Here is a 23,288-nt window from a genome sequence, read left to right as displayed (position 1 = left end):
TTATAATGCGTAGTGTCTACCTTATCTCCTACGATATTTGTTCTCCAAAACGCTATCGAAAGATCTATCCGATCATGTGCGGTCATGGAGATGCGGTTCAATATTCGGTGTTCAAGGCTGAACTCACTGAAATGGAATTGCACTCATTAAAAGAATTGCTCTGGCCACTTCTCAATCACAGTGAAGATCGCATCATGATCGTCAACCTGGGTCCGATTGAAGGACGGGGCGATAATTGCATCGAATTCTGGGGTGATTCAAAGGTGACTTCTCAAGAGCGATCTGCTATAATTTTGTAGTCGCGAGGAGTCGAGTGCCCCGAAAACCCCCGGTAGTCCTCGCGGTCATAACTTGTTCTTTGGCAAAAGGTAACGATTTATCATCGTAAAACGAATGGCCAATTCCATGCAAATTTCACGACCCCGCGAAATTCACCTTATAACCCGTGTTCTGACAATAAGTTGGAAGCCGGGCAGTTTTCCGTCCTAACATTGGACGGCCCCATTGAAGCAGAGATGAAGACAGTATGTAAGCGAGCGGAATTTATTGTTTTCCGTCCTAACATTGGACGGCCCCATTGAAGCTGCCCGTTGTTGAAGTCGGATTTATAACCACCGTTATTCGTTTTCCGTCCTAACATTGGACGGCCCCATTGAAGCTTGGTCAGATACATTGGGTTGATTGAGGTGCCGTTGGTTTTCCGTCCTAACATTGGACGGCCCCATTGAAGCAGGGATGTCAGTTCAGATTTCGCCGCTACCTCTTCTCGTTTTCCGTCCTAACATTGGACGGCCCCATTGAAGCTTAAACAACGCGGATCCATGTTCCTCTGCAGCCTGCGTTTTCCGTCCTAACATTGGACGGCCCCATTGAAGCGGCAGTCACGTGCCCGGCCATCCAATCTAACACTGGGTTTTCCGTCCTAACATTGGACGGCCCCATTGAAGCGATAATAGGAGCCCTGATAAACCCAGACCGTCCTGCTGTTTTCCGTCCTAACATTGGACGGCCCCATTGAAGCTCTTTTGGTTCCCGCGACATAACTCTGTATGAATCGCCGTTTTCCGTCCTAACATTGGACGGCCCCATTGAAGCTGGGTCATGGTCGTACTGATTCACAACATTGCGGCGTTTTCCGTCCTAACATTGGACGGCCCCATTGAAGCACCTTGTCGCCGCCACTGTCCTCCCGGTAGACCGTGAGTTTTCCGTCCTAACATTGGACGGCCCCATTGAAGCGTACTGCCAGCCGAGCTGATGACCCGCCTTCTTGCGTTTTCCGTCCTAACATTGGACGGCCCCATTGAAGCAATGTTTCCAGCTCAGTCTCATAGCTGGTGTAATCTGTTTTCCGTCCTAACATTGGACGGCCCCATTGAAGCCACAAAATTTCAACCTGATGTCTGTTGAGATCAGAGAGTTTTCCGTCCTAACATTGGACGGCCCCATTGAAGCGCATTGCTCCTGAAAATCCATGTAACAGATTTCTCAGTTTTCCGTCCTAACATTGGACGGCCCCATTGAAGCTGCTGGAAATTGATGTGTTTGCTCCAGTCAGCACAGTTTTCCGTCCTAACATTGGACGGCCCCATTGAAGCCATTTAAGGCAGAACGTGTGTGGGTTCCGTTGTGGATCGTTTTCCGTCCTAACATTGGACGGCCCCATTGAAGCGCGGGGGCCTGGTCTTAAAATGGTTGTTATTTCACGTTTTCCGTCCTAACATTGGACGGCCCCATTGAAGCCTGATACGATAGCGGAACGACACCCGAAGCAAATGATGTTTTCCGTCCTAACATTGGACGGCCCCATTGAAGCTTCTTCAAGTCCGTCTGTCAGTTCCTCCAACAACTGCTGTTTTCCGTCCTAACATTGGACGGCCCCATTGAAGCAACAGATAAGTGTATTGACCAACCTCGTAAACCGGAGTTTTCCGTCCTAACATTGGACGGCCCCATTGAAGCCCATCTCCCCGATTTATTCCATCTGCGATTACCGGCGTTTTCCGTCCTAACATTGGACGGCCCCATTGAAGCCCAGGGACATGGGGCAACGATGATGCCTTACGATGACGTTTTCCGTCCTAACATTGGACGGCCCCATTGAAGCAAGCCGTGAAAGAAGAACATGCATCTGGTTTCGTCAGGGTTTTCCGTCCTAACATTGGACGGCCCCATTGAAGCCTGGGCCTGAATTACCGGGTCGGGTTTCGCGAATGCCGTTTTCCGTCCTAACATTGGACGGCCCCATTGAAGCAAGACAATCTATCTGGTTTTCCAGATCTTCGATTTCGTTTTCCGTCCTAACATTGGACGGCCCCATTGAAGCGTGACATCCGCACAACTCCCGTTTGATATTTGTAGTTTTCCGTCCTAACATTGGACGGCCCCATTGAAGCGCAAGATTTGCGAACTGCCTCGCTGCCTGGGGATGTGTTTTCCGTCCTAACATTGGACGGCCCCATTGAAGCTTCAACAGAAAGTGTTCCTGCACTACGTCGACCTAATGTTTTCCGTCCTAACATTGGACGGCCCCATTGAAGCGCCCCAACAGGTAATCAGCAGACACATCCAAGGCATCGTTTTCCGTCCTAACATTGGACGGCCCCATTGAAGCCAGTGATAGCCAGATCGCTAAAGTTCGCAGGAGCAGCAGTTTTCCGTCCTAACATTGGACGGCCCCATTGAAGCGGAATTCTTTGTCGTGAAGGGGTCAACGCTGTTACGTTTTCCGTCCTAACATTGGACGGCCCCATTGAAGCGTATGTTTCCGATTTCGAGTAGATCCGATTTCATAAATGTTTTCCGTCCTAACATTGGACGGCCCCATTGAAGCGAGCCATGCCAGGAAGATTTTCGCCAGGATAGTGCGTTTTCCGTCCTAACATTGGACGGCCCCATTGAAGCATACACACTATCAGAATGAAACGGGTGAACAACAGAGTTTTCCGTCCTAACATTGGACGGCCCCATTGAAGCTGCTGGATAGCTGTCATCCTCAAAAGCAACTGTCTGGTTTTCCGTCCTAACATTGGACGGCCCCATTGAAGCAAGAAAACCTGCCCGGTGCATTGTTCTCCATCCAGACGTTTTCCGTCCTAACATTGGACGGCCCCATTGAAGCTGGTCAAAAAAGCTACTGAACAGCTAGGGCCGATGGGGGTTTTCCGTCCTAACATTGGACGGCCCCATTGAAGCCTTCCTGTAAGTAAGCCACCGACAGTCCAGACGGTTCGTTTTCCGTCCTAACATTGGACGGCCCCATTGAAGCCTCGCATCCCCTTCAGTATCTCCTCCACCTTCTCCTGTTTTCCGTCCTAACATTGGACGGCCCCATTGAAGCTATAACCAGGTTGATCAGATCATCATTTTCCATCTGCGTTTTCCGTCCTAACATTGGACGGCCCCATTGAAGCGTGCGGTAGAGTTCACCGGAATGGAGATTGATGGGCGAGGTTTTCCGTCCTAACATTGGACGGCCCCATTGAAGCGATGGAAAAAGGGCTACGAGCCTGCAATACCGTGGTGTGTTTTCCGTCCTAACATTGGACGGCCCCATTGAAGCATAGATTGGGGGGCGTGTGACTTTACGATTTGAAAATAGTTTTCCGTCCTAACATTGGACGGCCCCATTGAAGCGCCGATGCTCTTAACAGTGTCCTTTTGTAGTTTCGTTTTCCGTCCTAACATTGGACGGCCCCATTGAAGCGATCTTGACCATGCCGGATGGCGTGTCATCCGATCCGTTTTCCGTCCTAACATTGGACGGCCCCATTGAAGCAGGACAAATATCCATACCTTTTACTTTTCGCCATCCGGTTTTCCGTCCTAACATTGGACGGCCCCATTGAAGCGCCGACAGTGACGTTTTGACTTTTGATCGTCTGGCGTTTTCCGTCCTAACATTGGACGGCCCCATTGAAGCCCAGAACGCTTCCTGCTTACATCCATTCACATGCGTGGTTTTCCGTCCTAACATTGGACGGCCCCATTGAAGCGCAAGGCGTGTGGGGCATACGGCACTGATATCTTAGTTTTCCGTCCTAACATTGGACGGCCCCATTGAAGCGGAAGCGAAGGCGAGCTGCCGTCAGGCTGCGTTTCTTGTTTTCCGTCCTAACATTGGACGGCCCCATTGAAGCGGATAAATGCGTCTTGTATCAGCTTTATAAATGGAGTTTTCCGTCCTAACATTGGACGGCCCCATTGAAGCCGGTGTTACCACGGCTGTAACACATGGAGCGAACAACACGTTTTCCGTCCTAACATTGGACGGCCCCATTGAAGCCTCGCCCATTTCGGTGACTTCGCCGTCGTGAGTCGCGTTTTCCGTCCTAACATTGGACGGCCCCATTGAAGCGCGTCTAATGCCCTTTTCTGCTCGTTATTTTGCGGTGTTTTCCGTCCTAACATTGGACGGCCCCATTGAAGCCGGTCCCAGAGCCAAAAATCAAATCATGCAATACGTCCGTTTTCCGTCCTAACATTGGACGGCCCCATTGAAGCATGATGGCAGGGATTTGAAGATTGATTTTGTGGGGAAGTTTTCCGTCCTAACATTGGACGGCCCCATTGAAGCGGATGCCAACAAACTGTGCTGTCAACTGGTTCTGTGGTTTTCCGTCCTAACATTGGACGGCCCCATTGAAGCGCCAACTGGACAGCAGCAGTACCGGACATCTCACCAGGTTTTCCGTCCTAACATTGGACGGCCCCATTGAAGCTGCGTACCTGCCCGAGAAAGTTTCACAGTGACCAGCGTTTTCCGTCCTAACATTGGACGGCCCCATTGAAGCGGCGGTTGACCAGCTCGCCAGGTGCTGCTCCCTGGGGTTTTCCGTCCTAACATTGGACGGCCCCATTGAAGCAGCTATATCGGCGTTTCAATCTGCGCCGTTCGATTTGTTTTCCGTCCTAACATTGGACGGCCCCATTGAAGCACTTACACACACACCGACGAATCCGAATACGAAAATGTTTTCCGTCCTAACATTGGACGGCCCCATTGAAGCGGGCATTTTATTTCCTCTATACAATATGAAACCATTGTGTTAATATTTAAAATTAAGAATCTGACTCTGAGTCACCAGTGGATTGAGGCCGCCGTGACCTCAAGTCCGGTATGATTTTATCACTGTTGATTACCTAAGGGACGCAGCAGCAATCTACTGCACCCGAATTTCTGGGATACAGCGACTGAGCAAGCTACCTGTCAAGACTGTATTGACAACTACATACTGTTGCCATTTTTCAGTTGGTTCGCCTATCAGGTAGAGAATCTTCTGTATCCCTAAGGGAATAGGAAATGTGCACTGCAACTTACTCGCCTCATGATCTAGAATGATGACTTCTTTTTGTTGGTTTCTCACTCCTAGAGCAATTAAAAGCCAATTACGTAAATCTATATTTGCAGTTGCGTCATTGCGAAAATGTAGCTCCAGACTTCGGCAGGCATCGTTTTGTATCCGAATAAGTAGTGGTATCCAGTGATTCTCGTTTTGCCCCAGTTGTGCCCCGACGTAGATCCCTTCGTCTAGTTGGTTACAGGATACCCATCGCGAATTCTTTGGTTTGAGTTTACTTCCGAAGAAATCACCAGGCCGATGATCCACTGCTAAAATGTTGGTAGTGTTCAAGCTCAGCGGACTTCCCTCAGTGTCTAACCGATTGATATACAAATCAAGCAGCCCTTCTAAGCTAACGATTTCCTGTGACGGATTGACAAATTGCTTCCACTCAGGTTTGCCTAACCAGTCCTCAAACGATTGTTCGCTCACTCCGATCCGGCTGAGATCCGCTATAATCTTATCCGACGGGTGAAACCGACGTAAAAATTGATTAGTATGAAATGGAGAAAAACGATGTGTCTCCGTAGCAGTGGTGCCCAACAGAACTGCTATATTTTCCTGGAGTTTGATCCACCGTGAAGGCATCGCTGAGTATCCACGTTGGTTCTCTACCTTCAAATCAGCCAGTTCTCCAACCTCAACCATCCGGTCCGCGACTTTTTGAATAATTCTCCCTGTATCTCCATCGAATGAAGCTGCCGAAAAGAAAGGTTCAATTACGCATCCTAACTCCCGTCGGGTCACGATAGCTTTTCTCCGGACTTCGCGTCGTATGAGTCGCGCTACCCCCCAAGGTGATGGGACAGCCGACTCTACGGCAGGCTCTGATCGGTCCGAAAACCCAAGAGAGTCTGAAAACTCATTTCGCGTGAATATTCTAATATTGTTCATTGGCCTAAGTCCCGAACTCTTGCTGCACTGCTTTGATCGCGTTGTCGATCTCTGCAATCATCTGTTTTCCCGTGGCAAAAAAATGGATATGTGACCGTGCCCTTGTGCAGGCGACATAAAGATCGACCGTCGAGAACCCTATCGAGATTCGGTCCAAGTCGTAGAGCAAAACAGCATCGGCTTCGAGTCCTTTAAAACTACGAGCGGTGGTGACCAGCAGTGCATTACCATGCAGCCATATTCGGACGTCACCGGTCAATGGAACGTCGTCGATTTGTTGTATATCTCCCAGCGATCCGTTTTCGAAATTCTTCGGACCGATCAAGACTATTTGTGACGGCCGGAGACCGTGCTGATGCAACAGTTGCTCGACGACCTTCATCACGGTGCCTTTCATCGATACGATCGACGGAACCGTATCTATCTTCGGCTTGTTTCCGAGCGGTGATCGTCGAAAGAACTTGGCTTCGGTTTTGGCGAGCGCAGTGCTAGTTCGAGCGATCCAGCGACTGTTTCGACAATTACGATGCAATGTGTATCGAGCCGCGAACGATACCGGTGGATTTGAAGGTGCCCAATCCCAGAGTTTTTGAACCGGATCAGCGAAAGCGTACAAAATACCGTTCTCGGCGTCTTTGAGCAGAGTGCATTGCAGAACCTCCCACCAACGGGAATGAAAGTCTTGTGCTTCATCTATCACGATCGCGTCGTACTCAACCTGTTCATCTTCTTCCATGGCTAGGATGACGGCCTGTTCCATCAGTTCGGGTACCTCTTCGATGAAGAATTTGGCAAGTAATTCTGCTGATTTCGGCGGATCCCATCCGATTCCAGCATCTTCGATCAGCTCGCGCGCGAAACCATGAAAGTTTGTAATTTTGAGCCACTTTTTCAATCTCGCATGTTCAGGGTGTTCCCGAAGACAACGTTGCAAGTGTTCGGCCAGATGATTGTTGTAACATACAAAGAGGGTGAGTTGACTGGACTTTGCCAACTCGACTGACCGGTCAAATGCAATTTGTGTTTTGCCGCTGCCAGCAACTCCGGTAACGTAAATACGTTCATTTTCGTCGTACAACCCGGCTAGTAATTCGATTTGCTCATCCGTCATTTCCTGAATCTTCTCGAATACATCATCGACCGTGCCGACGATCGGTCGAAATAAATTGAATTCGGGAAGCAATGCCGTTGCCATCCGACGCCACTGATGATTAGTCAGTGGTTTTTCTCGTCTGGGCCAGCTTGCCATTGCTCTTTCAATTGCCTGATCTATGCTATCCATGTCGCGACGTGACAGAATGAGTGCCTCATCCGCTCCCGGTGGTATCTCGCCACTGTAATAATCGTGCGGGAAAACGACGGCGTGACCGTAGCTGAAGTGGATTCCGCGAACATCTCCGCCAGATTGCTTCTCGATCCGATCTACCAAGTAGTGCATGCTGCACCGGGCTTGCTTGAACGGATCGGTGATCACCTCGTAGCCGTGATGTTTTTTACGCTGCCAAGTTGCGTTTTTGTAGCGAAGCTCACCGCCTTTGACTTCCAAGACCAACATGCCTTTTTCCTGATGCAAAACGATGAAGTCCACTTCTCCTTCTCGCAATGCACCATCCCTGTCGGGACGCAACCACGGGTAGGAATGTAAGACGACAAAGTCATTGGTGAGCTGTTCTTTCAACGCTCGGTAGACGATCCTTTCTGAATCGTATGGAATGTCGTCAGGATTGATGTCGGGCTTCATGAATGCCATGGCGTGGGTTTCCTTAATCTTTGTCTTCGTGGAATTTTACAGCATTTTAACGGCATAATACTTTCCTCCTCGGATGATGCCAATTGGTTTCCCGATGATAGTCAAAGTCTCGGGAGACACCTTTTGAGGGGTTGCTCGCGAATTTGTTGATTGGTACTGCAAGCGTACGGAGATTCGACCGTCGAATTCTGCCCACTTGCACATAGCAAACGTCGTTTTTTGTTTTGTGGCCTTGAAAGCATTTGTTGAAGATCGAATCAAACGCAGCCGCCCATCATGCTTGTCTCTATTAGCTTTCTCAGTTATCCGCTCGAACACCAGAACAGTACCGGAGGCCAATGGAATCTTTTGGCCGTCAACTATGAAACTTCCCCGTTCTAGTTGCGGTCCGTCAATTTCAAGAAGAAAAACATCGGACCGGTCGAATCCCGTAATAGAAATGTCGACCAAGCTCGGTTTAATGGCCGCATCATCAGCGAGGGCTTCGAATAAGTACAAAGGTATCCCTTTGTCAGCGCGTTTTAATCCTGCTGGCAACTCTGCGTCAGCGGCAGGCCGTTCACCTACCGAGCTGACACACATCTCAATCGCCGACGGTAACGCTCGCTTAACTCGCAGATGGTCGATAGGTGCCGCGTTATTTCGGCCTGCGTTATAAGCAGCCTTCGCTTCCGCCGTACCGGGAGTTTTGTGTAATAAAGCGTGAGACAAAACGATTCGACGATCCCCGAGGGACTTCACGGTCAAGTAGCCGTCATGTTGCTCGACTTTGTGATCCATGTCACGCAGATCAGTAGCAATCATAGTCAGCAGTCGTTGTTCGGTCTGCTTGTCGAGACGTGGTCGCTCTGCATCGTTAAGTACATGTTTCAGTAGCGATGATCCAAGTTCACGATCGAGATCTTGGTGCAGAAAACGATTGTTGTAGGAGCGAAGGCACTTGTAACAGGACGATTCACAGTCACACCCCTCCAATAGGTCGATGGCCTGCCGCAAAATCGATTCCGGGTTACTGACGGCCGCTTTAACAAATCCCGCACCGCCGGGTGTCGTATCGTACAGATAAACATCAACTTCGGCTCCACTGTGTCCGCGATCGGTCTGCGCGGCGCGGTATTCAGCTCCGATGGTTGCCCGATCAATTTCCAGCTTTTCCGACGCGCAAATCGCAAGTGCTTGAGCAATCGTTGTCAGAGTTACCTTGGCGAGCGTCGATCCCGGGGGCAACAACACATCACTACCCATCTGAAGACGGAATAACGCCACGTCAGAAATAAACTTGGTTCCCAGACTGACGATTTGAGTAAAACCTTTACAGGTTGGACGATCACGGTGGTTGGGATAGGGTTTTGGGTGGTTAGCTTGATTATTCAAGTATGAGCGATCTGGGTCATGCCAACCCTTGGGTTCGATCCGGCCGCAATACAAGCAGTAAACAAAACCTCTATTTTTCAGATCTTCACTACCGCGGTTGGTTAGAAACAGCTCTTCCTTCTTTTTCCAAAGCGTGAAGCTGCGCTCACCATACTTAAATGTCTTACCAACCGAATCTCCATCATGAAAGGGGGCATTCAATTTGGCTTGGGTGGGGCGAGTGTAATCTGGCGGCTGATCAACCGCCAATTCCTCGTCCATGTCGACTGGATGAGCAAAGCCCGGTGGTTCGATCCAATAGATCGCTGGCCCCAAACCCGCTGGCTGATTACAGGATGGGCAATCAAGAACTTCGAGTTCGCGATAGATCCCACCGGGATCTTCGAGTTTCGCGTAGCCACAGCGATCACATTCGAAATACAGCTTGCGTTTTTCCCACGCCTTGTCACGCTCGCCCCTCATTGGACTGTAGATTGCGAACGAATAGTGACGCTTGCCATCAATAAAAACTTCGCGACCAGGTGCGTAACTGGACAAAGCCTGATTGAGCCCACGTTGTGGAGCGTACTTGATGACGCTGCGATGTGCTGTTGACCGATTGCGGTCAAATACGGTCATGCTGACCACGTCGGTCGGAAAGGCATAAGACGGAAGCGTTGCAGTTTCGAATAGACGATCAAGTAGATTCAGCGTCTGTCTACCAGCATCGGGGCTCTCGGAGACATCCGAGTCCGTTGCATTGTCACCGTCCGCTTGGATCGAAGCCTCAGGATCATCATCGCCGTAGATGTCGTCATCCTCGGCCCAATTGAAAGCAGCTTCGTTCAATTCTTCTGGAGACTGATCCGCTTCGGGAGCTTTGTAGTCACATCCGATCTCCGTTAGCCTCGCCAATAACCGCTGTGGGATGTCCTTAATGGTTTCGGCTTCCTCGCTTTGGAAATATTCGTCAGGTGTGATCGAATGAATTGCCTCATCGATCTTTACCTCGTTTTCTTTTAGCCAAGACTGCAGCCCACGGAAACTGAATTGATCCTCGCCCCCGGTACGGAAGTCTTCGACTCGTCCCAATGACGAGAAGATGTTCGAACTAGTAGCCGATTGTTGACCGTCGCGAATACGCTCTCGCTGATACATGCTTAAGATCAATGCGTAGCCGTGACGACGTACAATTTCCGCGTTTTCGAGGTTCAGCACCGGGTCGGTCACCGGACCACTAATCATTTCCGCCGGATACTTGAAATAACGTTGATCGTGAGTCCCTTGGTCTGCATACGTGATAACGGTCGAAAGCGAAGCCCCGCGCCGACCAGCGCGACCGGCACGTTGTTGATAGTTTGATCGGTTGGGCGGAACATTGCGTAGTGACACAGCTGTCAAACTACCAATGTCGATCCCCACCTCCATCGTGGTCGTGCAACTGAGGATATCGACGATGCCACCGGATTCATCACCAGGCCCCTGGACGTCCAGATCTTGAAACCGCATCTCATGCCATTCGGCACGCGAAAACGCGTCTTGGGCGTCGATGGCTCCTATAGCTGCGGTGTGCTCTTCAGCAACAAAAGGACGAAGCTTACCTGAATTCTGGTCGAGGTCTTTTCGGAAGAAACCCTTCCGAGTTAAAAAGACATCGTCTAGCGTTTTGTTTCCGGAAAAAAGGGATTGCAGCGAATCGACGCTACCGCACTCGGGACATATATTTAGATAAAACGGATGGTTTGGGATCGCGAACGTGCAAACGTCGCAGCGAACCCAGTCTTTGAAGTCGAGATCAATCGCAACTCGTTTCGGGTCGACGAGATATCCGTCGGCACGGTTGTTGGTCCCAAGCCGCTCTTGAAAGAAACGAGCCCAAGGTCCATCACCTTGTTGACCGCCAGCGAGCTGCTGCCGATAGAAAGCAGCTCCAATACGTGGCTCCATTAGCTTCTGAAAGCGTCCTGCAGTAACTCTCAATCGAATGCCGCTTTCTTTGTTACCGATCCAATCGGCCGGTGTTCCAGTTAGCCGAACGGCGCGCTCTCTTGCCATCCTTGACAGCCAGAATTCCAACAAGCCACTCCGCCGGTCGTCATCGGATCCGATCGACTCAGGAGTTTCAGGAGCCGGTAATTCAGTCATACTCTCTTTCAGATAGTCAGATAGCAACGGTGTCAAACATCCGATCGCCAAACTGTGAAGACCTGAAAGGGGATTAAATAACACCTCGTAGAGCGAGATTAAAATGTCGGCTGGCGTTCGTTCGGCAATCTTAGCCGATTCCTCTTCAAACGCCTTAAGCTTTGCCGTCTTTGAGAGGTAGAGCGATTTGGCTAGTTTTAGGTCTTGTTGAAATGACTGCTGTTCCGTGTCTTTGAGTTGTGGGCGTAACTCCACGCCTTGTTCGTGAGCACCGCAAAGCAACGCGAGATAAACATGCTCGATCGCAACATTGCGAGTATCGCCATCGAACCAGCGATCTGCGACATATCGCAAGCCATGAATTAGTAGAGGCCGGACTGCATCACGTAACGAGTTCGATTTCAACTTGCCGGCTAGTCGGGAAGCCGGCTGCCGTCCATCGGAAAACACTAGAAGTTTTCGCCCCTGTAGCGGAGTTTCGTTACCGGGTATTGGTGGCTGTGACATCAATTGCGCAGACACAAGGTGTTGGAAGGGCTCATCGCCCTTGGTTGCCATGTTTGAGATTCCTGAAAATCGATCATTACATTTCGGGCATTTCTCGAACATGCCCGCCTTGCGATTGCCAGCCGGGGCTTCCGCCGGGATATAGACCTGACGAGCAGATCCAGAGTCAACATCGTTCTGAAACAGACGTCCCGTGATTGGTTCCAGATACATCTCTCGCGTGGACTGCGAATCATCATCCTGTGATTCAACTTCCTCTGGATCGTCCAAACACAGGTGAATGGGAACGACCGTATCCATAGAATCATCCACTTCGCCGACATCTTCGGTCCACAAATAAGTTGGCCTTCGTACGCTTTGTGTATACGCCTGAAACATTGCGGTTCCGCAGTTGCGGCAAGCCAAAAGTTCAAATACACGTCTGCCGCACTCGCACTCTCGTCGGGGTTGCACGTAGAGTTTTCCGGTAACGCCTTGTCCTCGCTGCTCATCTGGTAGCGCTGAGCACTCCGGATCGCTGCACGCCCAGATGCCAGGGATGCCGCGAAAAAAACGATGGACTCGTGCGGCCAATAACGGCGTGTCACCGGGTTTGTTACGAGACATTGAGGCCGCTTCGACCAGAATATCTGTGGCTACTTGAGCCTGTTGTGGCGAGCTGTCCGGGAACAGCCTTGAGGCTAAACGCCGGATTTCTTGCGCCCCCAGTTCCGCCTTCGTTTCTAGGTCATCATTGCACAGAGTGGAAGATGTCAGATTAATAAGCCGACCGGTCACCCCGAAATCAACCAGAATGTCGTAAAGAATTCGGGACAGTCCAAAATGGACGCTCTTTTCAGTCGAAACTACGGCATCATTGGCTGTCATGCACTCGACGTGGCCTTGAGTTCGACATGCTGAAATTTCAGCGACCGGGTCGGAACAATCCAATGAGACGACTGAAAGAAACGCGTTCTCGGTTTCCTTCTCTCTACCGTTACCGATCTGCATCGTCTCTTCGACAAACCCGCCACCTTCGACCATTCCGAGGACGGTGACTCGGCAACGTGCTTTCCCTGCTTCATTCCCCTTCGAAATGATTATATATTTCGCAGCCGTGATAGGGCGGCTGGAGAGATTTAATAACGACACGATCGATTTGAAACGTGTTTTTGCATCCTCGGCGAGAAGCCCCGTCAGCGGAATCTTCGCCAGTGCGTCCGCCAAATCTTTGTCACCGGCTTGCGATGGAACCTTCGACTCTTTGTCACCATTGATCCAAACAAAACGCTCGCTCTCTGTCCCAGTCAGCCCGGCCGCAAACGTTGTCGCCTGTTCTCCATCTTCGAATGATGCACTGGTCGTGATGACTTGAAACTGCTGTGCAGATAGGTCAAGACGGTGACGTAATCGACGAATCAACATCGCAACCTCGGTCCCTTGAGCACCGCGATACAGGTGTGCTTCGTCGAGTACGAGAATAAAACGTTCGTTCGGATTGGCGACAAAGTAGTCTCGGGTCTGCTGAAAAATCGACCGTTCGATCGGTCGCAGCATCATGTATTCCAACATCGAATAGTTCGTCACCAACAGGTCCGGAGGAGCCACTTGGATCTCATGGCGGGTGAGCAGCTCGGTATCGTCAGGTCTTTCGATCGCGCGTCGTAAGTTCCCATTGGGATCCTTCCACGGTCCACTCACACCCAACCATCCTGCCAATCCTGGTTGGTTGCCGACATCTTTGGTCGGCCACTTGCCCATCACACGCATTGAGTCGAGTAAGTCTTTGGCTTGTGAATCGCCATCACCAGCCCGCCGTTCCAAGTTCACAAAAAACTGTAGCCCGCCGAGCTTTTGCGATAGGCGTCTGTTGTCATCTGGAATGACACCGGGGAACGGAGTCCGGCTAGTGTAGCGTCCAAACTTCGCCGGCCGGCCGCCGCATTGCTTGAACCAGTCACGAGTGGTGGGGGAACCAAATAGACGCCTCAAGCGAGAAAGCTGATCGTTGACTAGTGCGTTCATTGGATATAGTAGCAACGTTCGAACTGCGCGGGTTTGAAACGAGCCTGACGAAGATGCCGCCTCACCAGCCAATCTACCGACAATTGGCAGCAGAAAGGTTTCCGTCTTTCCAGACCCCGTTCCTGTTGTCACGATCGTGTGGTGTAAATCGTCATCTAAAACTGCTTCCAATGCGTCGGCTTGGTGTTGATGGGGCTGTGGAAACACGACCCGGCCGCCTTCCTCGGTCGCTAAGTATGTGAGCAACTGCGCTGCCTCGCTTGGGATGTTGAGCTCGTCGTACGGTTTGCCAGCTTTGTAACGAGCCGAACTTTCAATGAATGGTGCATGGCAAAGCACCTCTGGCTGTTCCAGCAGCTCACGCCGCAACTGCACCAGGTGCGGATTGGAAAGGTGATACGCCGATTCGATATAGGCAAGCAACCGCTTTCGGATAGACTCAAGTTCAGTGTACATGATGCAGAAGCGCTTTCTTACTGGGGTTCTAGGGAATGAACGTCATTTGCGAATCTCCGGTTGGGTAATGCCAGCTAACTCGCTTTCAGTCTGACTAGCTTGCGCCTCCGTGTCATTTTCTTCCGGCAGTGGTATGGGATCGTATTCCATTTCAATGACCGCCGTACATTGCAACTGGACGGTCGATTTATCTGGAGATTGGAGATGTTTCAAACTCTTTTGCAGCATCGCTATTCGAATCTCGTAGCTGCGCTTTGTCAGTTCGCACTCCTCCTGAAGACGCTTCATCCGAGGCTGATAATTATTGGTGATGGCCTGAAGGTTGGCATCAGACGCATCATTATTTCGTCGATTAATCTCTTTCTCGATCTCTTCGATTGCGGCCTCTAATACCCACAATCGATCATGCATTTCTATTAGTAGGATTTCTTGCCGCTCTGCGATCGCTTCTTCGAAGCTTTCCATGCCGGAGGCCCAGTGAGCTTTCGTGCTGTCCAGGATCTTAGTGACACAGGAAGGGGGCAGATTTTTTAAGTAGTTGCTCGACAACGACTTTCGTTCCGCGTAAGGCCGTTCATCCTTGCGCCAATTGGCTCTCCAAAGATCCGCAGCAACTTGTTTGTCGCATGGTTCCACAGGTTTTCCTGGTTCCCATCGCCAAGCCAAGCAATTTAAAAATGCTGTTCGCTGTATACGAATGAACCGGGCGTCTGAACAAAGGCCGGCATAAAGTTTCTTGGCAGTTCTTGATCTTATTGCCCCCTGTAACGTCCCGATGGCAGGCGCGGTATCCGCGAGGAGATGCTGATTCACATCAAAACCATCATAGTAAAAAGCAGGGTCAATATAGCCAACTCCGCAGAGGTAGGTACCTCGGGTAAGGTCAGTTCCATTTGGATAATGACGTTTGCCTAGTGCATAAATCTTGATTCCGAAAGGCTGATCAGTCCTGCCGGCAGTGCAAAAGGTCTCCACAAGATCTTGATGAACTCTTGAACCGAAAGACAAAAACTGAAGAACCTCGCGTCGAGGATTACCGTCCCGATCTTTACCAGTCTTTACTTTTGTCCGAGGAGGTCGCTGAATGTTACCGCGGGCGATGAAAAATGGTGGAAAGGGATGATTTTTGTCTTGAACGGAATCCAACTTAATATTGACTGATTTGTCTTGACCGAGGGTATAAAACGTTAGACCTCGGCGCCCTCCCTCTTGCTTCTTTCCAGGAAATGTGGAGACATTAATCCATTTGTGATTGCGTAGCAGTCTGATCCAGCGTGCCAATGCCTCTTCGCTTGGTGATGTGACATAACCAAGTGGACGAGTCTGACAAAGAACAGGCCCTATATTGAATCTCCGAGAAACTTGGAAGTGAAGTTCCACGGCATGCGGGACTGTCCATGGCGATCCTGACGGAGCAGCGGTTTCCTTTGAGCCGCTCGGTCGAATTGGATTCGTCACATCATCTTGTTCATCACCTAAGTCAAATTCTAACGGGTATAATATATTGTTTGATTCTGATAAAGCTGGTAGCGTCCTAGATTCGATGTCATATGATATCTGTTCCAGCAGGCGACGCTCGGGGTCAATTGCAGTCTCAAATATTCTGTATTCATCCAAAACTTCCTGAACCCCGATAGTTGGATCTCCTCGGCGATGCAAAACCAAGATGTGGACAGGTTTAGGGCGGCTATTCGGTCGTTCGGGATCAACAAAATCCCGTCCCAGTCGATCTACGCGGCCAATCCATTGGTCGACGTCTTCAGGCTTCCAGGGCAAAGCGTAGAAGACTAAAGCGTCCGCAGCTTGCAGATTATACGACTGCCGGTACACGTTGTGAGCGATCAATAGCTGGTCGTCTGACTCCTCAAAGGAACGCAGACTTGAATTGGCAAAGTTGCGAAGTGTTTGCGAATCCAGTGTCTCGTCAACCGATAGATCTCCTATGCGTTCATCTTTCGCCAACACTGTTTTCAATTCGATTCGGTTTCTTCGTGATCCCACTGTAGGAATTCTCCAAGTAAGCTCGTCGCTCAACTCTTGAACTGTCGCATTGTCTTCTGCGGCAATAACGACCTTTCGCGTTGGATCGTCTTGCCAAAATCGAACCAGCCAATCGACCATGCAATCCAAACGCGAGTCTGCATATTCACGTCGAGACAATTCGCTAACCATCTGGAGTTGTGATTCATCTTCTGTTTCGCCCCGCCTCAATTGGATTAGGCGATTTTGCAGGCTCTGGCCGCCTAAAGAGGTTCGTTGTAAAAGGGCAGATGCGGCCCGCCGATGTTGAGGTTCCAGATGGTTCTGCAAAAAAACACCAACATATTTTAAAGAAGCTTGCATTCGATCTCGTTCGGCGGATGTTGCCTCGATGACTATTCTTTTGAGACGCCGACGTGGCAAATGATCAGGAAAATCGGTGCGATAGGAACGCAGCACGTTGCGGTATTGCCATCGAGTCTCCGCAAGAATACGAATGCGTCGATATTCTGCGAATGATTGGTACGTCTCGGATACACCGCAAGGTTTGATGTTCGTCTCCAGTCGACCGTTTACAACCTCGAGAGTATGCCGCATGAACATATCGTATACAAGTCCCAGCGCCTTGTCATGAAGGTCACCAATTCGACTACGCGACCAATCGAGGTCTTCATGCAGCAAACCGTCATCGGCATCACGTCTTGCCCGCTCGATTCGATCTGGTTCTAGGATTTGTAGTAATTCGAGAAATCGACGCATATCGCGAAGGTTCGGTGACGCGGTAAGTAGCAACAAGTAAGTGAAGTCTGTCGAATTAGAAGCAACAAAGCGGAGCGTGTCCTGCTTTAAACTCTGTGGTTCGTCCAAAATCAGAAGATCAAATTGATCGGTGGCAAGCGCCTCAGAAGGTTTGCTGATTTCAGTATCATCGATGACATGGAACCAGTCATCGCCGACGGTTTCATTCCCCAATTCTGCAATACATTGTGCTCTCCAAGCAATTTCATCTATCCATTGATTCTTCAATTCTGTTCGAGGGACAACGATACGCACACGCAGCTTTCCGGCTTGCAAACGTAAAGCATTTGCTATCATCAACGCCTGGATGGTCTTTCCCATCCCAACTTCATCTGCGATCAAATGATGGATACGAGTAGACGACAGAATCCTTTGCACATTCTGAACCTGATGTGGATAAAACTGGGCTCGGATGCCCGATGCCCCACTGATCGGACATGCAAGATACTCCACATGTCGTCTTAACGCTTGCACGCCGTGCATTAACAATTCGAACTTTTCGATTTCAGTCATGAGAATAATATTCCAGTTCGCACGTTCACTTTTCGAGTCTCGCATTCTGCTGAACCCGCCAAGCAATGAATGCACCTGCCCGAGCAACGCTACGATCATGTAGTAACTTTTCTAAAACCGTTTCCCACGCTTGTTTCCGAAGTCGTTCAGGATAGAGGAGCATATTGAGGTAGATACTAAGCTCGCTGGGTATCCAACTTTGTCGGCCTCGGCCTCGCCCCAAATGACGACGAATCCACGAATGCAACTCGGTAGCTAGATCACTGATAGTCATACCTGTGATTCGCCAACCGAGTAGTTCATCTCCACCGCTAACCGGAATGATCAAATCTGCTAGGTCCGCGCCGCATAATTGTTCGTTGGCTAGGCAGAGTGATCGGGTAAGTGATTCTGCATCGACAAACACGGAATCATCTTCAATCAAATGCTGATACATCGAATCAAGTGGAATCGCGCCATCGCCGTCGACTTCAGCCACCGTGCCATCCCACCACTGCTCCGGTAAAACTTCGGCAAACTCCGTAAGCACCAACGCAGGTAGCATTTCTGGCAGATGTCGTTCTTCCTCACTTGGAGGTTGAAGCAAGTCTTTTTGTGTGGATTGACACATCCACCAAATCTCAGCCGGGTTGGAGGATTCAAGATGCCTCATCTCTTGGTGTTTATAAAACCAATTTGACCCGCACAAGCAGCGTAAGACCCATGATCTTAATGTATCGGCAGCTCGAACGCGGTTGATTTCGGCAATTAATGAAGAACTGCTGGCTGACGAGATTTGTAAATACCGCTGCGTAATCGAACGCACCCCCGAACAGTCTCCAATGTCATCCATTTGACGAAGGAACCGTCTTGGCGGCCGAAGGGTTCGAAAGAGTATCGTATCGCCCAGCAAGCCAATCCTTGCGTCAAAGTGAAACTCATTGTCGTTGCTATCCAAAGCCACCGAAAGAAAGGGATCACCTTCGTTTGGTTTGTCGATAACCCTGTTCTCAAGCAAGCAATAGTGCTGCACGTTGAACGAGCTGCTATCATTGACCGCGATCGGCAGATTATTTTCGCCATCTTCCCACCAAAGTTCTTGCAGCTCAGTTTCCAGTCGCCACGATTTTTTCGACATACCCTCGATTTCGACCGACAGAGTTAGGTCACATGGTGACTTCAGTACTGACCCCGGCACTGCTTTAATCAGTTGATTCCAAATTGGATGGTTAGTAGCCAACCGCGTCGGGATTCGATCTAAAGAAATGCTCGCCGTTGCTTCACTCGGAGATAACGACAACTTCGCAGAGATATTCTCGATTCCACGGTCTCCGCTGATATCCAAATTCAAATGGTGGTTGAACAAATCGCTGCGAGACAACTCCGTCTCTCCCGCATCAACATGAGATAACATCGCATGCCATGGGGACTCGGGGTCGGATTCGATAAAGCCGTCCCCTGAATCATCCAAGATCCCGAAACTGAATGAATCGACTTCCTGCTCCCCTCGCAGAACCGTCAAGCTGTAGCTGCCTTTTTTTTCAATCCCCAAAGTCGCCACTTCAGTGACCAATTCACGCGTGACTTCTTTCGAACCTTCTCGCAGAACCAAAGTTAAAGGCTCCTCGCCCAAGACCGAGATGCCAACTTCATCATCGGTTGTATAAATCGGGTAATCAACTGACTCGATTGAGACAGACGACGGGCGAAGCCACGTAAAGCACAACGGGGCGACCTTTGTGATTGATGAAGTTCCCGGCCAACCAAGCCACTCACGCACCTCCGGATCATCCGCATCAAACTCGTGAACCTCGCCTCCATCAACTAAGCCAACTTCGCGACAGTACAACCCGTTGTTCTTAGATCGTTTTACCTCGATTTCACCTTGCCGTGAAAGCACCCAGATCTTTCCGTTATGTGGAGTTCGCCCGCTGATGCAATGCGAACTGTCGTCACCGGGTTGTATCGGCGGAAAGGCCAACATTTCTGCCGCAGGGAAACGAACGCTCTCCAGCCATCGCTGAGCTTCTTTATCAACTTTCTGTTCTTCAATCTCTGTAAAAAACGGCGTGCCCGAATTAGCTCTAGCCGCGTAACTGAAACTGACGTGAAAGTGTCCACAGATTGAACGCAAGCAGTCCCCTGGTATTGGTGACGCCCCCGGAAATCCCCACGGTCGAACTTTCCAACGACGCCGAACTGTTTTGAGCGCACGCTGAACAGCCTTTGATAGTTCTGGCATTTCGCCACATAGCTCCAAACAGCCATGCTCGCCATGACAAAGAAAGAAACTACCAAACCTAAGATGTGACTGGTTCTCATAATCACTCTTGTCTGATACTCTCTTAAGGTTCCTCACACGATTTGTTTCTATCTGCCGAACGGCGCGACGGATATCCGGTTCGCTACGAAGATCTTCGATAAGCCGATCCCGAAAGTGTTTCGAGAACAATTCGGCTTCATTTAGTTGCTTGCCTCCAAGCAAATCTCGAACGATACCAGCCACAATTTCCGGCCGTTCTAACCATGTTCGAAAACGACGAGATCCGACTGGCGTTAGGATCTGCGATAATTCGTTGACAATGGTGTCATCTTTTACTGATTCGCTTAGTACATCATGGCGGAATCTTTGTAAGCAATCCGCGAACGGCTGGCGGATGTCTTTCGCGGCGACTGCATGCGTAATTGGCCAAGCGATGTGGCGAAAGGCCTTTTCCCACTGACTGTTTCCGGGCGCAACAGCACCATAATTAGAACTTGCATGAGCGAACCACTGAGAAATCCGCTTGCGATCCTCTGTGTCGAATTCAGATCCAAGCGTCTCACTAAGCCTAGGCCAAAAGTCTGTCCCATTGCCTTCGTATCCGTAGCCGACTTCCACCGCGCATATGAGCAAAGGTAGATACGCCGTCTGCCAATCAAACGAACTGAGAGAGCAACTGCGGAGGCCGCGCAGCACCAACTCTCGGATTGATACCAACTCTTGAACGTCAACTTCGTGGTCAATCAAAAAGCGGCAGGCTGGTCCGTTGCCTCCGTCAAGTGAGTTTCTACTGAAATGCTCATCCAGTTGTTGGTGTCTTTCACGCAGCTTATCCACTGTTGGCCCTTATGTCTTCATACTTTTCCAGTAGTTTATCCAAACGTTGATTCTCTGCCAGTACAGTATAGCGAATAGCGGATAACAAATGAACTGGTAGCAGCCTGATCGAGACGACCGATCTGTCTTTTTGAAACTGGACCGAGGTATTGGACAGAGAACGGCTGTCAGGAACCATTGAGTTAATATTTAAAATTAAGAATCTGACTCTGAGTCACCAGTGGTCTGATGCCGCCGTGATCTCAAATCCAGCATGAGTTTTTTCTGTAGATTAGACACAGACTCCTGTGACCGAGATAACGTGTTAGCTAAATGGGTGCTTTTTTGGTGCATTTGCGAATTGATGAGATTCGCGAACGATTTAATCACTTAACCGAAGATTCTGTCTGAAGAAACTTGTTTAGTTCGACGATATGACGCTGTCTGGCATACCTTCCGAACTAACAGGTCTGCCGGCCAGCCTTGTAGGTTATGTGATCCGCCAATGGAACTCGCCGGCATCATGTGTTTCGGCAGCGGCTTGAAAATGTGTCAAGCGCAATCTGATGCATCAACAAGATCAGCCAGCTTAAGGGGGAGTGAGTATCTGAAATTCGGAGTAGAGCACGAAATCAGGATCGCTGTCTGTCGATTTCATATTGCATTCTCCCGCAGTGCCAGCGTACCACAGAAGGACGCGCGCCTGATAGATGCCGGATGAGACTTGCTTGTGTTCCTTCCAGTGTATCACGTCTGGTCGTAGTCTGAGAAAACGTGAGCCCTGTTTGGATGGGACAGGCTTCCCTTCCTCATTATAAATTTTTAAAAGTGCGCAGGCGGGATGCTCTGTATAGACGTTGGTCAGGATCGCGTCTGCCTTATCCGCATAACATCGTCGGGGGATGGCAATCACCTGATCCCGTCCAAGCTTTCCCGATGTCAGTGCTTTTAAAAACTCTCCGGAATTGTTTGACGTGCCGACTTGGTCGATGCGGGCAGGCGCGCCTTTGCGGTCTGTCGCCGAGATCTGCAAGTCGACCGGCTGGGTGGTGATTTGAGGTGGTATCGATTCTGCTTGCAGGACTCGAAAATTCGTCTGATTGAATCCTACCATTTTAAAGTCGGTGTAATTGTTAAAGATGTCTCTCCCTTTGAACAAATCCTGTTTTTCTGAAGAACTGCGGATATTGACTTTTACCTTGTCCATCCCGGCGCCTGTCACCACGACCCAGAGCGGTTTTTCTGCATCTAGTTTCAGACCTCGCACTTCATATCCGTGTAACGGGGCTGCATTGTCATCTTGTGCTGCAGCGCCTGTGGGAAAAAACAGGGCGAGCAGACAGGCCGCAAGGAGCATCTGTCTCCACAACGCTTGGGGAGTAAGATTCACAAAATGTTTCATATTTCTCTCCGGTAAGATAATCAAAAGTACTAACATTATTCAGATTTCGGTTTTAAGCCGAGCCATGTCAAAAGGACTCCCGCGCAAAAGAAGACGATTGAAAAAATGATGTTCTCCGAGAAGGAGTCGATCCACCATACTGCGATGAGATAATCGCCAACATGTTTTTGTGATGTGGAGTCGGTTCGGACCCGTTCGAGGGAATTCGGACACAATTGATTGTCACCAGATCCGGTTGCCAGTCTGCATGACTGGGCCGTCCCTGAAATCTCGATGTGCATCCCTTTTTCAGTCAGTTTTACAATTGCGAGACTCAGATTGGTTTTTTTCAAGTCGGATGGTTCCAAGATAAGAAGCTGATTGTCCTGCCCAATCATGTCAGACTGTGGTTGACTATCAAGCGAGAATGCAGATAGTTGAATGTCTTTCAACGTGATCGATGCGGGGGAGATCTGCAGACGGCGATTATCTAAAAAAGTGACTTCTGTGGCATTCCAAAACAGTTCGATCTGGGGAGCGGCAGTATTTATCTTCTGTGGCTGGAATTTAACAGAGATGGGATCTCCTTCATGTTGTGTTTTACCGGGATACAACCGGACTTGTCTTTCTAGGTCAAATGTCAGGGGTTTGTTTGAATCCGTCTCGCATACAAGTTCCGTTGCAGACGGAAAGATTTCCATACCAGGTTCTTTCGGCGTTTCCGAGTGTGGAAACTTTGCTGTCCAAATCACTGACTTGAATGGCGAAATCTGGATTTGCCTCGTGGCTTTACCAGCGGGAGAAACGAATTTCACTTCTGTTTTTCCCGGTAGTGTCAGGTCGAATCGAGTGGAAGCTGCTGCTTTTACCTGAAGCGTTGCAGTGGGAGACTTAGTCTTAGTATCGATACGTTTCACTTCCACTGGTTTGCGCTGATCCATTTCCAGGGAAAGCGGTCCCTGCCAGGTTCCTGTTCCCTCACTCACGATCATTTCGCTCAGCTTCTGACCTTGAGTAGGGAGTGTGAACTCAGGGCTGTTGAGGAGCTGGAGTTTTAGCTCTGAACATGTGCCTGACAGGTTGACTTTGCAGGGGGGGATTTCCTTG

General features: G+C 49.8%; 8 protein-coding genes and 1 CRISPR repeat array. Of the genes, 1 reads left to right on the top strand and 7 read right to left on the bottom strand.

Annotated elements, in window-relative coordinates; genetic code table 11:
• The first annotated feature begins 5 nt into the window (after nt 1-5).
• The gene (gene cas2, locus AACZ40_RS13970) at nt 6-299 is read left to right on the top strand and encodes a CRISPR-associated endonuclease Cas2 (RefSeq protein WP_291177587.1); all 294 of its coding nucleotides are present in this window, start codon (nt 6-8) and stop codon (nt 297-299) included.
• Between the two features lie 176 nt (nt 300-475).
• Nucleotides 476-5,009: a CRISPR direct-repeat array (repeat unit 36 nt; unit sequence GTTTTCCGTCCTAACATTGGACGGCCCCATTGAAGC).
• 153 nt (nt 5,010-5,162) lie between these two features.
• Here cas2 and AACZ40_RS13965 read toward each other — a convergent pair.
• From AACZ40_RS13965 to AACZ40_RS13935, 7 genes are all read right to left on the bottom strand, one after another.
• Complete coding sequence (locus AACZ40_RS13965; protein ID WP_291177590.1) at nt 5,163-6,089, bottom strand: hypothetical protein; 927 nt, start codon at nt 6,087-6,089, stop codon at nt 5,163-5,165.
• A 151-nt stretch (nt 6,090-6,240) separates the two neighbouring features.
• Nucleotides 6,241-7,986 carry an NERD domain-containing protein gene (locus AACZ40_RS13960; protein ID WP_291177592.1) on the bottom strand — a complete coding sequence of 582 codons (1,746 nt, stop codon included), beginning with the start codon at nt 7,984-7,986 and terminating at the stop codon, nt 6,241-6,243.
• Between the two features lie 36 nt (nt 7,987-8,022).
• A complete protein-coding gene (locus AACZ40_RS13955; protein ID WP_291177594.1) occupies nt 8,023-14,451 on the bottom strand; it encodes a DEAD/DEAH box helicase in 6,429 nt (2,142 codons plus the stop codon).
• 42 nt (nt 14,452-14,493) lie between these two features.
• A complete protein-coding gene (locus tag AACZ40_RS13950) occupies nt 14,494-17,742 on the bottom strand; it encodes a DEAD/DEAH box helicase family protein (RefSeq protein WP_291177596.1) in 3,249 nt (1,082 codons plus the stop codon).
• Nucleotides 17,743-17,767: 25 nt separating this feature from the next.
• On the bottom strand, nt 17,768-20,821 hold the full coding sequence (locus AACZ40_RS13945) for a hypothetical protein (RefSeq protein WP_291177600.1): 3,054 nt from the start codon (nt 20,819-20,821) through the stop codon (nt 17,768-17,770).
• A gap of 568 nt (nt 20,822-21,389) precedes the next feature.
• Entirely contained in the window at nt 21,390-22,202 is an 813-nt protein-coding gene (locus AACZ40_RS13940) for a hypothetical protein (RefSeq protein ID WP_291177603.1), read from the bottom strand.
• A gap of 35 nt (nt 22,203-22,237) precedes the next feature.
• The coding region (locus AACZ40_RS13935; protein ID WP_339674686.1) for a hypothetical protein at nt 22,238-23,288 on the bottom strand (1,051 nt) is incomplete at its 5' end.

The organism is uncultured Gimesia sp., assembly GCF_963972345.1.
In the GTDB taxonomy this organism is placed as follows: Bacteria; Planctomycetota; Planctomycetia; order Planctomycetales; family Planctomycetaceae; genus Gimesia.
This window is presented reverse-complemented; position numbering and strand designations above follow the sequence as displayed.